Origin of the sequence: Sphingobacterium sp. Lzh-3 (assembly GCF_046764375.1) — a bacterium.
GTDB lineage: Bacteria > Bacteroidota > Bacteroidia > Sphingobacteriales > Sphingobacteriaceae > Sphingobacterium.
On the sequence record NZ_CP177226.1, the window covers coordinates 453,578 to 470,805 of the forward strand.

9 protein-coding genes are annotated in these 17,228 nt (G+C 40.2%); all 9 read left to right on the top strand.

Annotation, left to right across the window (positions count from 1 at the left end):
* Positions 1–152: 152 nt before the first annotated feature.
* Positions 153–1,259, top strand: a complete 1,107-nt coding sequence (locus ACLCDV_RS01720) for an efflux RND transporter periplasmic adaptor subunit (protein ID WP_317668680.1) — start codon at positions 153–155, stop codon at positions 1,257–1,259.
* 13 nt (positions 1,260–1,272) lie between these two features.
* A complete protein-coding gene (locus tag ACLCDV_RS01725) occupies positions 1,273–5,823 on the top strand; it encodes an efflux RND transporter permease subunit (protein WP_411972793.1) in 4,551 nt (1,516 codons plus the stop codon).
* A 164-nt stretch (positions 5,824–5,987) separates the two neighbouring features.
* Positions 5,988–7,616 (top strand): DUF6377 domain-containing protein, encoded by a 1,629-nt coding sequence (locus ACLCDV_RS01730; RefSeq protein WP_317668678.1) that lies wholly within the window; start codon positions 5,988–5,990, stop codon positions 7,614–7,616.
* Between the two features lie 256 nt (positions 7,617–7,872).
* Positions 7,873–10,851 (top strand): SusC/RagA family TonB-linked outer membrane protein, encoded by a 2,979-nt coding sequence (locus ACLCDV_RS01735; protein WP_411972794.1) that lies wholly within the window; start codon positions 7,873–7,875, stop codon positions 10,849–10,851.
* An 11-nt stretch (positions 10,852–10,862) separates the two neighbouring features.
* Positions 10,863–12,383, top strand: a complete 1,521-nt coding sequence (locus tag ACLCDV_RS01740) for a RagB/SusD family nutrient uptake outer membrane protein (protein WP_411972795.1) — start codon at positions 10,863–10,865, stop codon at positions 12,381–12,383.
* 79 nt (positions 12,384–12,462) lie between these two features.
* Entirely contained in the window at positions 12,463–13,935 is a 1,473-nt protein-coding gene (locus tag ACLCDV_RS01745; RefSeq protein WP_317668675.1) for a glycoside hydrolase family 30 protein, read from the top strand.
* A gap of 57 nt (positions 13,936–13,992) precedes the next feature.
* A complete protein-coding gene (locus ACLCDV_RS01750) occupies positions 13,993–15,330 on the top strand; it encodes a DUF5125 domain-containing protein (RefSeq protein WP_411972796.1) in 1,338 nt (445 codons plus the stop codon).
* Positions 15,331–15,527: 197 nt separating this feature from the next.
* The gene (locus tag ACLCDV_RS01755) at positions 15,528–15,905 is read left to right on the top strand and encodes a hypothetical protein (protein WP_075990767.1); all 378 of its coding nucleotides are present in this window, start codon (positions 15,528–15,530) and stop codon (positions 15,903–15,905) included.
* 413 nt (positions 15,906–16,318) lie between these two features.
* Positions 16,319–17,224, top strand: a complete 906-nt coding sequence (locus ACLCDV_RS01760; RefSeq protein WP_411972797.1) for a hypothetical protein — start codon at positions 16,319–16,321, stop codon at positions 17,222–17,224.
* Positions 17,225–17,228 lie beyond the last annotated feature (4 nt).

The window sequence follows — 17,228 nt, forward strand, 5'->3', positions numbered from 1 at the left end:
AACAATTTAGTTTTATTTCTATATATGGTATGGAAGGCTTTGGGCCGCTCTTTACGCTATAGAATTGCTGTAGCTCCCATCTAACACATTCTCCTAACGACTGATTTTAAAATACCGTAGGAGGGTTTAACATTTTACATTTTTTATCGTTTATGAAGAAATTACTTTTACTGTGCCTTTTTGTGGGTATGGTTGGGATGCTGGCTTCATGCCATTCATCCAACGCTAACGCTGATCCGAAAGAAGAACTCAAAAATATTCCTGTAGTACCTTTAATGGTAATGGATACGACTGTTTATCAAGAATATATTGCGGATGTTCAAGCCTTAAAAAACGTCGAAATTCGTTCCAAATTGAATGGATTTTTGGATAAAATTTATGTAGACGAAGGGGCTTGGGTAAAGAAAGGCCAAATGCTGTTTAAGTATAATAACGAGGAATATCGTTCGGAATTAGCCAAGGCCAAAGCACAGTATGATAATGCCATTGCCGAAGCGCAAAAGATCAAGCTGGAAATGGAACGAACTCAAAAACTGGTTGACAAGAATATTGTAAGCTCTTCCGAATATAATTTATTGAAAATTCAATTAAAAGCGGCCAATTCTAAGATAGAAGAAGCCCGAGCTTTGGTTAATCAGGCACAGACAAGATTGGACTATACTGTTATACAGGCTCCTTTTGACGGCCGTATAGACCGTATCTTATTGAGAGAAGGCTCTTTATTGACCGAGGGTAGCTTAATTACGACGATCTCCGATTTAAGCAAAGTGAATGTTTATTTTGATATTTCTGAAAGAGAGTATCTGACACTTATGCGTGATAAGTTGGACGGTAAGGAAACGCAAAAATCGGTCAAGTTAATTTTGGCCAATGGTGAGCTGTATCCACACGAGGGAATTGCCCATTTGGTAGAAAGTGAATTTGAAGCCAATACTGGATCCATTGCCCTTCGGGTTCAATTTCCCAATGCCGAGCATATCCTAAAGCATGGTGCAACAGGTAAGATTGCAGTGCCAATGCAGACAGGGGAACATACCTTTGTACACCAAAAATCAGTATTTGAAATTCAGGACAAGACATACGTTTATACTGTACAGGCAGATAGTACCGTAAAAATGACACCTTTTACAGCGGGCCCGCGTGTGGGGCATTATTACATTGTGGATGGAGGCTTAGATCCCAACGCCAAGATTGTCTATGAGGGAGTACAGGGACTGCGGAGTGGAATGAAGATTAATCCAAAAATGAGGAAACTGTAGGGGAGGATAAATTATGTTTGAAACATTTATAAAACGACCCATATTGTCGTTGGTTATTTCGGTGTTTATTACACTTTTAGGGTTGTTGGCCTTATTTACATTGCCCATCACACAATTTCCGGACATTGTACCACCTTCGGTCGTCGTCAATGCCAATTATACAGGTGCCAATGCTGAGGTGAGTACAAATGCCGTCGCTATTCCTTTGGAAAAAGCAATCAACGGTGTAGCTGGGATGACTTACATGAATTCAGTGTCTACCAATAACGGCAGCACGGTTATTCAAATCTTTTTTGAAGTTGGTACAGATCCAGATATTGCAGCTGTAAACGTACAGAATAGGGTAACTACTGTATTGGATGAACTCCCTGAAGAGGTCATCAAAGCAGGGGTAACCACCGAAAAAGAGGTCAACTCCATGTTGATGTATCTGAATGTTTTTACCGATGATGAAACCGCGGATGAAAGATTCATTTACAATTTCGCAGATATCAACATTCTAAAGGAACTGAAACGGATCGAAGGCGTCGGTCTCGCTCAGATTATGGGAATGCGTGATTATGCGATGCGTGTATGGATTAAACCTGATCGTATGGCAGCTTATAATATATCTACGGAGGATGTGGTGGCTGCATTACGAAAACAGAATATCGAGGCTGCGCCAGGACAAACCGGTATCAGTTCCGATAAAATGCGTAACATGCAGCAATATGTATTGCGTTATCCCGGTAAATTCACTGAAATTGAGGAGTATGCCAATATACCTATTCGAGCGACTTCAAATGGTTCTATTATCCGTATAAAAGACGTAGCAGATGTTGAATTTGGTTCATTGGATTATGAAATGGTATCCAAAACTGATGGACGTCCATCCGCATCCATCATGCTAAAGCAATTGCCGGGATCAAATGCACAAGAGGTTATTCAGCGTGTAAAAGACCGCATGGCAGAATTGAAACAAACGCAATTCCCGACCGGCATGACCTATACCATGGGTTATGATGTGTCGCGGTTTTTGGATGCTTCAATTTCTTCCGTCATCAAAACCTTATTGGAGGCGTTTCTTTTGGTTTTTATCGTTGTATTTATCTTTTTACAGGATTTTAGGGCGACTATTATACCAATTTTGGCTGTACCAGTATGTTTGATTGGGGCATTATTTTTTATGCAGATGTTAGGTTTCTCTATCAACCTGCTGACCTTGTTTGCCTTGGTACTGGCCATAGGTATTGTGGTAGACAATGGAATTGTCGTCGTCGAGGCTGTATATGCAAAGATGGAAGAAGAACATCTTCAACCTATGGAAGCGACATTGGAGGCAATGAAAGAAGTCGGTGGCGCTGTTGTGGCCATTACGTTGGTGATGTCTGCTGTGTTTGTTCCTGTTGCCTTTCTTTCAGGGCCGGTGGGGATATTTTATCGTCAATTTTCATTGACGCTCGCGGCTGCCATTGTTATTTCAGGTATCAACGCGTTGACATTGACGCCCGCTTTATGTGCGCTTTTCCTAAAATCGCCCCATGACCGTAAACCTTCGAATAACTGGTTGGACCGTTTCTTTAAAAAATTCAATGCCATTTATGACAAGACGGCCTTCGGTTATAAGGGAATTTTGGTAAAAACCAGTGCGCGACGTGGACTGACTCTCCTTCTACTTGGAGGATTCTTTCTAGCGACCTGGGGAAGTAGTGCCATCTTACCCTCAGGTTTTATTCCAACCGAGGATCAAGGAATGATCTATGTCGCTGTAACAACCCCACCGGGAGCAACCGTAGACCGTACAGAACGCGTTTTGGATAAAATTGACTCCGTATCACGGAAACTCGATATTGTTGAAACGGTGTCTACATTGTCGGGGTATAGTATCATAACTGAAGTATCTGGTGCTTCCTATGGGATGGGGATGATCAATCTTAAACCTTGGAAAGAGCGTGATCAAACGGTAGATGATGTCATTAAAGAATTGCGGGATAAAACAAAGGATTTTGCTGATGGAGAGATTGAATTCTTTCCGCCGCCGACAGTTCCCGGTTTTGGTAACTCTTCGGGTTTTGAATTACGTTTATTGGACCGTAGCGGTAATGAGGATCTCAACAAGACGGCCGAGGTATTACAGAAGTTTATGGACGATATGGAAAAAAGTGATGTTCTTCAGGATATCAACTCCAGTTTTGATGTGAACTTTCCACAGTATATGCTGAAGGTGGACTACGATATGGCTGCAAAAAAAGGAATATCGGTGGAGAATGCCATGAATACACTGCAGACCTTAATGGGAAGTCTTTACGCGACAAATTTCATCCGTTACGGACAGATGTATAAGGTCATGGTACAGGCTGGTCCCGAATATCGCCAGAGACCAGAAGATGTATTACGCTTATATGTGAAGAATGAGACGGGTGAGATGGTTCCATACAATGCCTTTATTTCGATGGAAAGAATTTATGGTCCTGAACAAATTACCCGTTACAATATGTTTAGTTCGGCCATGATTACTGGACAGTCTTCAGCTGGTTTCAGCTCCGGGCAAGCTATCGAAGAAGTCGAGAAAATTGCTTCTTCTTTGCCGCAAGGGTATAGTATCGAATGGTCAGGGATGACTCGTGAACAGAAAATCTCCGGAAACCAAGCCTTGTATATTTTTGCACTCTGTCTTCTGTTTGTTTATCTGTTGTTATGTGCACAGTATGAAAGCTTTCTGTTGCCTTTACCTGTTCTGCTCTGTCTTCCGGCAGGGATCTTTGGTGCATTTATCTTCTTGAAGGTCTTTGGATTGGAAAACAATATTTATGCGCAGGTAGCATTGGTCATGCTGATTGGTTTGCTAGGTAAGAATGCGATCCTGATTGTGGAATATGCCAATTTGAAATATAAGCAGGGAATGGATATCGTGACCGCTTCAATCGAAGGAGCTGTTGCCCGTTTGCGTCCGATATTAATGACTTCCTTTGCATTTATTGCAGGTCTAATTCCCTTGATGATGGCCAGTGGAGCAGGAGCATTGGGTAATCGAAGTATCGGTACCGCTGCGGTGGGAGGAATGCTTATCGGAACCATACTCGGGGTAATTGTCATCCCGGGATTAGTGATCTTATTTTCAAAAAAGGATAACAAGAAACAGGTCGTTAAAAAAGCTTCTTTAGTCATAGTTGCACTTATTTTATTTGGTAGTTGCTCGGTTCCCAAAAAAACACTTCAACCGGAGAAATTACACGTACCGACTTCATTTTCCAAACATCTTTCGCCAGATAGTTTAAATGTAGGAAGTCGGTCTTGGAAGGAAATTTTTAAAGATCCGAAGTTGGTTTCTCTAATTGATTCTGCGCTGCAGAACAATTTAGATATTCGTCAATCCATTTTGCGGTTGGAATCTGCACAAGCTTATTTTAAACAACGGAAGGCAGCATTGGGGCCAACTGTAGAGGCTGCAGTAGAAGGAGGAATTCGGAAATATGGGCATTATACAGAATCAGGAATAGGTAATTATGATTCAAATTTTTCGGAGAACTTGAAAAGTGATGAAAAATTGCCCGAACCATTTATCCCAGATTATTTTATCGGACTTCGTTCGTCCTGGGAGATTGATCTTTGGGGAAAGTTGAAAAGTCAAAAGCAGGCCGCTTATTTTAGCTTTTTAGCTGAGCAGGAAGGCAAGCGTCTATTAGAAACGGAATTGGTATCCAATATTGCGACGGCTTATTATGAACTAATTGCTTTGGATCAAAAGATAAAAGTTTACAATCGGAATATTGAATTACATAAAAATGCACTGGAAGTTGTTGAGGTGAAAAAAGATGCCGGTTATGCGACTGAGCTTTCTGTGCAACAATTTAAGGCGCTATTAGCCAATTCGAAAGCTGCCAAAGAACAATTGAGCCAAGAAATAGCACTTTGGGAACATCATATCAACGGCCTGTTGGGGCGTTTTTATCAACCTATTGTAAGAAGTACATATACCGAAAATGCAGATTTGTATCATGCAATGCATTTTGGTACACCAGATGATCTCGTGAACCAACGCCCGGATATTAAGGCCGCTTATTTGAAGGTGATTGCTTCTTCGAATAATCAGGAAGCATCACGCTTGGCTTTTTTGCCTTCTGTTGCAATAAGTCCATTTATCGGATTACAGAGCTTTAGCTTTAACAAGTTATTTAATTTGGATAAATCTATTGCGTATAATTTATTTGGCGGTATTACACTGCCAATATTTAATCAAAGACAGCTAAAAACGCAGTATGAGATTGCGAAAGCAGATTATGGAATTGCGTTTGTAGACTATGAAAAAGCAGTTGTAAACGCTTATAACGAAGTTTCCAATGTTGTCATGACGCAAGAGGCGATCGTCAAACGACGTAGCTTTGTTGATGAGCATGTTCAAGCGTTAAACCTCTCTATTGAAGCCGCACAGGAACTATTTATTGCTGGTCGGGTAACTTCTTTAGATGTTGTTACGGCCCAAAAAGAGTCTCTGGAAGCCCAAATCGGAAAAGTAGAATTGGAGAAAGAGAATACTTTAAATCAGATTCTACTTTACAAAGCCTTGGGAGGAGGTTGGAAATAGGTGATTATGGATTAAAAAGAAAACTATTTTTCATGCGATAAAGAATTAACTTGTTAATTCTTGGACCCTTAACTGGGTCAGGGGAAGAGGCCGTCGTGAGACGTCCTCTTTTTTGTTGTTATTTTTATGTAGTTTAGTCTACACTATCTTGAACCGATTTTATTATGTTGCAGCGCATTTTTCTTTTTATTCTTTTCGCACATTTTAGTCTTTACCTATCTGCACAAGTGGCTTCCGATAGCACCCGGGTTTTGCAACGATTGGAATATCTGATGGAAAATCAGAAAATTTACATCAAGAACCGTGAAGATAAATTGGAGAAATTAAAACAGGAGGCAAAAGCATTAGAAGGCAATCCTGCTCAATTTTTGAAGAAGAACTACGAAATCTTTGAAAATTATAAGAAGTTTGATTCTGACGCAGCGCTTACTTATATTTTACTGTGTCAAAAGCTCGCTCCACCGCATAATGACTCCTTGCAGGCAGTGATTCATCTCGATTTGGCCTGGGTGTATTCCACCATCGGACGGTATATAGAAGCTTCACAATTGTTGAAGCAAGTCGAATCTGCTCATCTTGGCCGGGATCTCCTGGCAAAATATTACGATACCTACAGCTCCTTTTATAGTCATTACGGTCAGAGCAATAATCGGTCAGAATATTACCAGGCAAGTGAAAAGTATCGTGATTCGTTGTTAACGGTACTACCAAAGTCTTCCTTGGAGTATCGTACCACCATTGCGATAAAAACACTTTTTAACGGTAATCGTGAGGACGCTAAAAAGCAATTACTGGTCCTTTGGAATGAGAATAAAAAGGATATGGAGCAACGCGCGCTGATTGCCTATTTTATGGGGCTCATTTATAAATATGAAAAGGATACGAAAAGTCAGATTTACTATCTTTCAATATCGGCCAGTGCAGATATTGAAATGGCAAATCGTGATAACGCATCTTTTCATGATCTGGCGCTAACGTATTATGACCAACAGGATTTTGATCGCGCTTTTCAATTTATTGAAAAAGCCATAGACGATGCGATGTTATGTAAAGTACGGTATCGCATTATCGAGGGGACCTCTTCTTATCCCATTATCAATGCCGCCTATCAGCAGAAAATCAGTAGTCAAAACCGACAATTGGTTGGACTGGTCATTATCGTCAGTATTTTATTGATCGGTGTCATTATTGGACTTGTCATTATCTATAGACAGGTGCAACATTTGAGAAGGATACGGTCGGAATTATCAGCTACAAACCAACAACTTCGCTCATTGAATGATGAAATAAAACAGACTAACCTTAAATTATCTGAATCCAATCATATTAAAGAAGAATATATTGCTCAATTTTTTGATATGTGCTCGAGTTACATCGATAAAATGGAAGATATCAGAAAGGCATTACTGAAAAAAGCGACGAATCAGCAATGGGATGCGCTGCGGGAACAGTTAAAGTCAACGCAAATGGAAGAAAGGGAAGTGCAGCAACTTTATGTTAATTTTGATCGTATCTTTTTAAATCTATATCCAACCTTTGTTGATGAATTTAATGCACTACTTCAGGAGGACGAGAAAATTTATCCCAAGAAAACAGAATTGTTAAATACCGAACTTCGGATTTTCGCATTAATTCGATTAGGGATCGATGATTCCGTGAAGATTGCAAGTTTCCTGCGATACTCGCTTCGGACGGTTTATAATTACAGAACAAAAGTACGTAATAAAGCCGCGGGAAATCGTGATGCTTTCGAGGCGGCTGTATGTCAGATTGCGGTGATCGACCGGGCATAAAATGTGCTGTAATACCCGAAAATTAGCTTTTTTAAAGACAATTTTACGCTCCTTTAGGTACTTTTTAAGGGTGTATATTTTTTGCAGGTGTCTTGTTTTTAATTGTTTATATTTTTTCTTCGGTACTTTTTAAGTACTCGCTCTTTTTTCTCCGTCAAGCTGATCTTAGTTTTGTTTTGAGCAATGAAGCAGGGGAAACTCATTGCCATTTTGGAATAACCAAAAGATTAAACAATAACCAATTTTTTTATTTCATATGATTTACTTTACACGAAAAGTTGCCTTTTCATCGGGGTTAGCTTTCTTGTTTACTTTGGTGAATTTGGTGTTTGCCCAAGACCGAATTCAAGTTAGTGGACGTGTCTTGGATGCCCAAGATCAGAAACCACTCTCTGGAGTAACCATTACACAAAAAGGAAGTAATAACGCAGTCTCCAGTAACGGAGATGGGCGTTTTCAAATTTCAGCAAGCACGGGCAGCATACTCCAATTTACTTTTGTTGGCTACGACAGCAAAGAACTACCTGCCAACAGTACCATGATTGTCCAATTAAATTCTTCAACCAATTTGCTGGAGGATGTTATTGTAATCGGTTATGGTAGCGTGAAAAGAAAAGATGTCACGACTGCAATCTCTTCTGTCTCCACCAAAGACTTAGAAAAGAGACCCGTTACTAATTTTGGGCAAGCCATTCAAGGTAAAGCTGCCGGGGTCACTGTTATTCAGCCGAGTGGTCAGCCAGGTGCAGCACCTCAGATACAAATTCGTGGGATAACGTCTTTTAATAGTAATACCACTCCTTTGTATGTTGTTGATGGAGTTCCTGTGGAAGATATTAAGTTCTTGTCACCGACTGATATTGCGGATATTCAAATTCTAAAGGACGCGTCATCGGCAGCGATCTACGGCTCGCGTGGTTCGAACGGTGTTATCTTGGTTACGACAAAATCAGGAAAAGCCGGGGAAGCAAAAATTACACTGGGAACACAATGGACAGCCAATGTTGTCAATAACACGGTTAAAGTTTTAAATACCAGTCAATACAAAGATTTACAGGATGAAATAGGCATGATAAATCTGCCAGAGGGATTGTTGGATCAAACAGATTGGTTTAAAGAAACCTATAAGACGGGGATCCAACAAAATCATCAAATATCCGTTTCGGATGGCAATGAGAAGCTCCGTTATTATTTAGGAGGGGGGTATTTGAACGAAAAAGGAACACTACAAGGATCCTTTTTTAGACGATATAATTTTCGTGCTAATATTGATAACCAAGTCCGAAAATGGCTAAAGGTGAATGCGAATATCAATTATTCCGATAACAATGATAATGGAATTACCTCAGGATTGGGTTCTAATCGTGGGGGCGTAGTTACATCGGTGATTACAACACCAACCTACGCGCCTGTATGGGATCCAACCAATCCGGATCGATTCTATAATAATTTCTATGGGATCAACAACATCACCAGTCCTTTGGAAAACCTAGCCCGGACAAGAAATAATAATAACCGCGAAAATCGTCTTGTTGCCACAGGAAGTGCACTGGTTTCTTTTATGCCTAATTTAACTTGGAAAACTGCGTTTTCATTGGATAGAAGATCAGGTGTGATGACGACCTTTTTGGACCCTTGGACAACAGCTTGGGGAAGAAACCAATTCGGGGAGGCTTCAGATATTCGTAATACAAATACCGTGTTGACTTGGGACAATTTCTTGACGTACACGAAGAACTTTGGAAAGCATAACATGGAAGTAATGGGCGGTTCGTCATGGACAGATTCCAAGTACTCCAGAAGCTATATCTATGGTTCAAACTATGCAAATGGAATCATAGAGACACTTAATGCGGCGAACAAGATCTCCTGGGATAGAACAGGATCCTCTGCATCCAATTGGGGGATTATGTCCTATTTCGCACGCGCAATGTACAATTATGATGGCAAGTATTTATTGACCGCAAATATGCGTGCCGATGGTTCTTCAAAGTTGAGTCCGGAACGTCGCTGGGGGTATTTTCCGTCGGTTTCAGCTGCATGGAGAATCTCTTCTGAAGACTTTATGAAAGATGTAACCTGGATAAATGACTTTAAAATCCGTGGCGGATGGGGACAGACAGGTAATCAATATGGATTAGGTGATTATGCCTACCTGCAATTGAGCGGTATCCAACGTCAACAGTGGTTCGTTGAGGGAAAAGACAATTCAGTGCCAAATATCAATAAGCCAACAATCTTAAGAGCGAAAGACTTGACTTGGGAAACGACAAGCACAACCAGTATTGGTTTTGATATCACCATGTTGAGCAATAGACTGACGATCAGTGCAGATTATTACAACAAGGATACGAAAGATCTTTTAATGAATGCAAGCTTGCCAGCAGGACAGCAAGCAACCACAATCCAAAGAAATGGCGGCCGACTGAACAACCATGGTTTTGAATTTGCGGTAAATTCAAAAAATCTGACCGGAAACTTGACTTGGAATACCGATTTTAATATTTCTTTCAACAGAAATAAACTGAAACAACTGGATCTACAACAAGTGTACTACGATGTAAAGACAAACGATTATGTCAATGATTTTGTCGTGAAGAATGAGCCAGGAAGATCACTTGCAGGATTCTTCGGTTATATCTCTGATGGTGTAAACCCTGAAACCGGTGAGCTCATGTACCGCGACTTGAATGGCGATGGAAAGATTTCATCGAGCGACCGTACATATATCGGTAACCCTCTTCCAAAGTTTGTCTATGGTATGACAAACAGCTTCTCCTGGAAAAATTTCGACCTCAGCATATTTATTCAGGGAACTTACGGAAACGATATCTTCAATGCGAGCCGCATGGAAACAGAGGGGATGTATGATGGGCGAAATCAAACTACTGTTGTATTGGATCGTTGGCGGGTACCGGGACAGATTACCAACGTTCCGAAAGCTGGGTTTGACATGAAGAATTCAACCTATTTTGTTGAGGATGGTAGTTATTTGCGGATGAAAAATGTTTCCTTGGGCTATTCCATTTCTCCGGAGAGACTGAAACGTATTGGTATCCATAAAATTCAGCCTTATCTATCTGTAAGTAATCTATTTACCTTGACTAAATATTCCGGTATGGATCCCGAAGTAAACCAATATTCCGGCGGATCTGATTCCAGAATCCAGGGTATTGATTGGGGAACCTATCCACAGAATCGTTCATTTGTTTTAGGTCTTAATATTGAGTTTTAATTGTCTGTATCATGAAAAAAAAATATATATATAACGCTCTTTCTTTGCTAACAGGCTCTTTGTTTTTGTTCTCCTGTTCTTTGAATCGTGATCCGCTTTCGGATTATTCGGATGTCAGTCAAGGAAAGACGGAGACAGGAACACAGGTCGTTTTCAAGAATAAAGCCGAAGTTGAAACTTATTTGGCGGGGATTTACCAGCAGATGAAAGATAGGCAGGAACATTGGTACCTCGACCTCCTCTTGATTGGCGATTCCCACGCCGATAATTCCTATGCGGGAACGACCGGCGCGGAAGTTGTACCTTTTGAAAATAATTCTATTGAAGGGTCTAATTCTGTGGTTGACCGGGATTGGGGTAGGTATCTGGAAGATGTTGGCCGTGCAAATCGATTGATCATTTATGTGGATAGTGTCGCTGATAAATCGGTGAGCGATACAGAAATTAGGACTTATAAAGCACAAGCGAAACTATTCAGAGCATTGGCGATGTTTGATATGGTCCGTATATTTGGATCTATCCCTATCATCACAACGATTGCACCCGATATTACCGGTGATAATGTCAATGAAGTTTATCCGCAATATTTTCCGAAACAAGCTACTGAAGAAGAAGCCTACAAACAGATCGAAAAAGACCTGATGGATGGATTGGCAGATGCACCTGCCAACAATAATGGGAATAAAACTTTATTTACCAAATCCGTAGCGCGAGCTATGCTGGCAAAGATCTATGCCGAAAAACCGATTCGCGATTATGCTAAAGTCATTCAATTTGTTGACGCATTGACAGCTGATGGCTTTGATCTGAATACTAATTACTCGGATTTATATGCGATGAATGCAAGCAATACAGATCTTGCACAACGGAATACGAAAGAATCGATTTTGGAAGCACAGTTCACTGCAGGAGGAGGCAATTGGGCGACTTGGATGTTTGGAAGGGATTTGTCCAATTATGATAATAACTTCACATGGGCAAAATGGGTAACCCCATCACGGGATTTGATACAAGCATATACGAATGAAGGGGATCAGATTCGTTTGGGGCAATCCGTTGTCTATTACACCACCACTTGGAGCAACTATTATCCCGCCAATCATTATCCATTCATGTTTAAACTGCGGTCTGCATTTAATAGTATTGTCAAGCTTCGTTATGCAGATCTTTTATTGCTCAAGGCAGAAGCTTTAATTCAACAGGGATCAGATTTATCCGGCGCAGCAGACATTATTGACAAAATTCGCACACGTGTTAAACTACCAAAATTGTCAACTGCGATACGTTCAAATAAGGATGCTTTATTAGATGCTTATCTGAAAGAACGTCGTCTGGAATTAGCCTTCGAAGGACAACGCTGGTTCGATCTCGTGCGCTTGGACAAGGTGGAATCTGTCATGAATGCGGTCTATGCAAAAGACGCTGGAAGAAAGGCACAGGTGTATCCCTTTACGAAGAACTCTTACCGTTTACCGATTCCGCAACCAAAAATTGATCAGAATCCTAATCTAGTTCAGAATCCGGGGTATTAATTGATTTAACAAGTGGAATCCCCCATCTGATGGATGGAGACAAATATATTAACAGATGAAACGTACTAATAAAAAAACTATGATATATACATTCTTGTTGTCCTGTCTAGTGACGGCAACATCTTGTAACCGTGACAGCTATACACCTTCGCAAGGTGATGAAATTAAAAAAAGTGGTGATGTTACCATTTATACGACGACAGGCAGCCGGTCTTTGGATTTTGGAAAGCGCTTTGTTGATTTCAGCTCCAAATTTAATATGTCGCCCAATACAATTACGCTAGATCCTACTAAGAAATTCCAGACGATGGACGGCTTCGGTGCAGCCGTCACAGGCTCAACCTGTTATAATTTAATGAAAATGAGTAAGGAAGATCGGACAAAATTCCTTACAGAGACGTTTTCAGATAAAGATGGAATGGGAATGAACTATATCCGTATTGCTATTGGATGTTCCGACTTCTCTTTGAGCGAATATACCTGTTGGGACAAAGAAGGAAAGGAAAATTTTGGATTGCAGTCTGAAGAGACCCAATATATCATTCCGGTGCTTAAAGAAATACTTGCTATCAATCCATCCATAAAAATCATGGGCTCCCCATGGACTCCACCGAAATGGATGAAAGTTAACAACCTAACTGATTTAAAGCCCTTTGATTCATGGACCAGTGGTCAGTTAAATCCAAAATATTACCAGGATTATGGTTGGTATTTCGTTCAATGGATCCAGGCAATGAAGAAAGAAGGCATTAATATTTATTCGATTACTGTTCAAAATGAACCATTGAATAGAAAAAATTCCGCTTCGCTTTATATGTCATGGCAGGAACAACAGGCTTTTGTCAAACAAGCTTTGGGCCCACAATTAAAAGCGGCTAATTTATCAACAAAGATTTATGCATTTGATCATAATTATAATTATGATAATATCGCTGATCAGACAGATTATCCAGTAAAGATTTATAACGATGCCGGCGCAGCGTCATTCTTCGCCGGAGCGGCGTACCATAATTATGGTGGGGATAAAGCTGAACTTATCGATATTCATAATCAACGCCCAGACAAGGAATTGGTATTTACGGAAACATCCATTGGAGAATGGAATGATGGACGCAATCTTGAAAAACGTTTGATGGAGGATATGCGAGAAGTTGCATTGGGCACCGTCAACAATTGGAGCAAGGGCGTCATTGTATGGAACCTGATGCTTGATACTGACAAAGGGCCAAATCGCGAGGGGGGCTGCCAGACATGTTATGGCGCCGTGGACATTAGTAAGGCAAATTATAAGAATATAACGCGCAATTCGCATTACTATATTGTTGGTCATCTTTCCTCGGTGGTTAAATCAGGAGCTACAAGGATTGGCGCTTCTGGCTATACGGCGGAAGGTTTGGTTTATACAGCCTTTCAAAATACAGATGGGACCTATGCTGTCGTTCTGTTAAACGAATCAGGCGATAGTCGTAAAATCACTGTCGCAGACGGTAAACATCATTTTAGCTATGATGTGCCAGCTAAGTCGGTTGTTTCTTACCGTTGGACCTATTAACTGGAGGATGATAAACCCTAAGCGCTATCGCGTTGATAGCGCATAAATTATGAACAAATGAAAAGATATCTCATCAATATACTATTGGGAACTGCTGCTATTACTGCAGTTAGTTCCTGTAAAAAGGATGAAAAATATACCTATCAAATAGGGGATCCTAAAATCGAATTGAAATCGCCTATCTCGACTGCAAATTTTGGGGATAGTCTCGAGTTTCAGGTCCATGTGTCGGATAGTGAAGTTGCGCTTTCTACTGTTAAAGCCCAATTGTATTTTACCGACGACAAGGTAACCGAAACCGTTATCCGTACCAAACAAAATGGAGACTATGCTGGAAAAATTTATGTTCCGTTCTTGAAAGATATTCCCGATGGAAAAGCAACCCTTAAGTTTGTCGTACAGAATATTAGCCAAAAAATAACCGAACAATCTTTTGATATTAATCTGAGCAGACCCGACTTTCCATATTTAACTTTAGTCACAGAATCCAAATCCTATCGCATGGAAAAGGTAGGGCGCAACCAATATGCGGCAAAAGAAAATTTTGCAGCTGAGGTAAAAGGCTATATTCAAGCGCCAAAAGTAGGTACACAAGGCAATGCGATGAATTTTGGTTGGGTCAATAATGTTATTAACTTGGGGTCTACCGCTGAAATTCCTTTTTCAAATTCGACTTCTGGTGTATATCCAATTCAATTTAATACATTGACATTTCAGGCATCTCCATTTATTGTTGTACTGTTAAATGGATCGCAGTTCAGTCGAGTGGATGATAAACATGCAAAAGTTGAAATCGAGCTGGCCCAAGGGAAAACGACGACTTTTGAAGGGATTGCGGATCTGCAAGATTGGTGGATCGATCCAGATTTCTTTACCAAAGCGGCCGATGGAACCCTATCGTTTAAAGGATCAACTGGAAAATACCGTGTTACAGCAGACTTTAACTTAAAATACTTTGTGGTTGAGGCGATGACAGGCAATGATTTGGCAAAACTACAAGATGATGGATCTGGTGCTGTATGGATTATCGGTGAGGGAATTGGAAAGCCTAAAGTATCCAGTAACCAGGTGGGCTGGAACACGGATAAAGCACTTTGTCTGGTGCCGCTAGGTAACAAGAAATACCAGATAACTGTTAAGGCAGGAGAGTCTATAAAATCCGATAACATCAACTTCAAATTTTTCCATCAAAAGGGATGGGGCGGTGAATTTGGTAGTACAGATGTGACAACCTCAAGTGATATCGTCTTTGTGGGGGATGGCAATAATGGTCGTGATTCAGGCAATCTGGGTATCAAAACCGGCAAAGTTTTAGAGGCAGGTAAAACCTATGTTTTTACATTGGATTTAGCCGCTGGTAATAAGAAAGCGGTTTTGACGGTTGCGTCAAAATAATTAAAATTGAGTTTTATAAGTCCTAGGTAGTAGTCTGCCTAGGACTTTTTCTTTTAAATAGCATTTGTTTATTCCAAAATTCATTTGTTATATTTGCCCAAACTCAAAACGAATTATCATGAGCTCGATTTGGTAAGTTTACAAGATAAAGAAACAATCTTAACGAGGTAAGCTGCTATTGAGAATAAAATATTCGAATGAAAATTAGACTGTTTATATGGATTCTATTACCCTTGATGCTCCTGCAGAGCTTCTCAACGGTATGGCTATGGACCGTCTTCGAGTTGAATCGAGATTATATCGCGCGCTATGAATGTATCAATCGCTTTAACGATAATGCGCTTGCCTGTCGAGGCCAGTGTATTTTGATGAAGAAAATGCGCGAGCATGAGGAAAAGGAACAAAAAAATCTTGAATTACGTATTATTGATGTTGTTTTTATAAATAATACACAAGATTTTACTTTTAAAAACACGGCTCTTTATGAAGACACTGTGGAGCGCCTGCTTCCAGTATATAAAGAAGATTATTCCTATAATCCCATCTTTACAATATTTCACCCCCCTTTGGTTTAAATCCAGTTAATATTTTATTTGATTAAGTAGTCGATCACTGACGATGGATTACAAGGTATGCTAAGATTTCCTTCGTGTTATAATTTCGCTGTGAAACTGCTTTTAGTGATGCTCTGTCTATAAAATCAATCTTTCGGTTAAGCTATTTATTCAATAACTATTTATTTCAATGAAACCTTCCTAATTATTTGGGCTACATCGCGGTGTGGGTCCGAATCATTTGAATATTGATAATAGCTAATAATCTGTTCAATATCAGTATGATGGTTTCATTTCGCTAGAAGTTGAATGGAGCGCATCTATACGATGAAATATATCCGTTCGTCACAATAGGATATCATTTTGATTTATTGCGTGAGTTCCGGAGCTCACGCAATAAATCGGATAGTTTCCTAACAAATGAAAAATTATAGATGAGATATGTATTTATAAAAAAAGCGGGTTTTTATATCGCAATTATATCCTTTCTCCTAATTGCTTGTACAAAGGAGAAAACAGACTATGAGGCAGAACGTGGAAATACTGTGGCGGTGAATACGGAGTTTAAAGAGGTTACAAGCCTTATTTCTTCAGGGTATAGTATACGTATTGAGGCTCTAGGCGGGGTATTGTATCGCGGTTATAATGATATCCGCGTGATAATCAATAAGCAGCAAAATAACGAACCTGTAGCCGTTTCCTCAGTCAAATTGCTTCCAGTCCAAACCAATGTGGAAGGAATGAAAATTGTTTATCCACACCAGTCCGAAATGGACTACACGTTGGATGGTCGCTACTTTTCGGGTTACAGTGTATTTACAGATGAAAGCTCTGCGGCAGCAAACTGGAATTTGGAAATCGATTTTACAATTGGCGGTCAGACCTTCACAGCTACACAGCATGTAACTGTGAAGCCGCAGGTAAATAAAAATCGTAACCTAACCACTTTCACCGGGAAAGATGGCGAACAGTATTTAATCGCCTTGATTGCTCCTTGGAAACCAACTGTTTCTGAAAATAAGCTGGTCGCCGGGATTTATAAGTTGGACGCTGCACAGTTGTCTTATACGACAGTCAAAGGATATACCTTACAATTGGATCCGCGTATGCCAGAACCTTCGATGGGCAACCATTCTTCGCCCAATAATAAAGACTTGGTACAACAGGCCGACGGATTGTACCATGGCGTTGTGAATTACACAATGACAGGTAACTGGACATTGAATTTTATTTTGATCAACCAAAATGGAAGGGTAATAGCAGGAACTGAGGTGCCCAAGGACTTTACACCGGGGGTAGAAGGTCGTAAAAGTGAGTTATACATTGATATTCTATTCTAGAGGC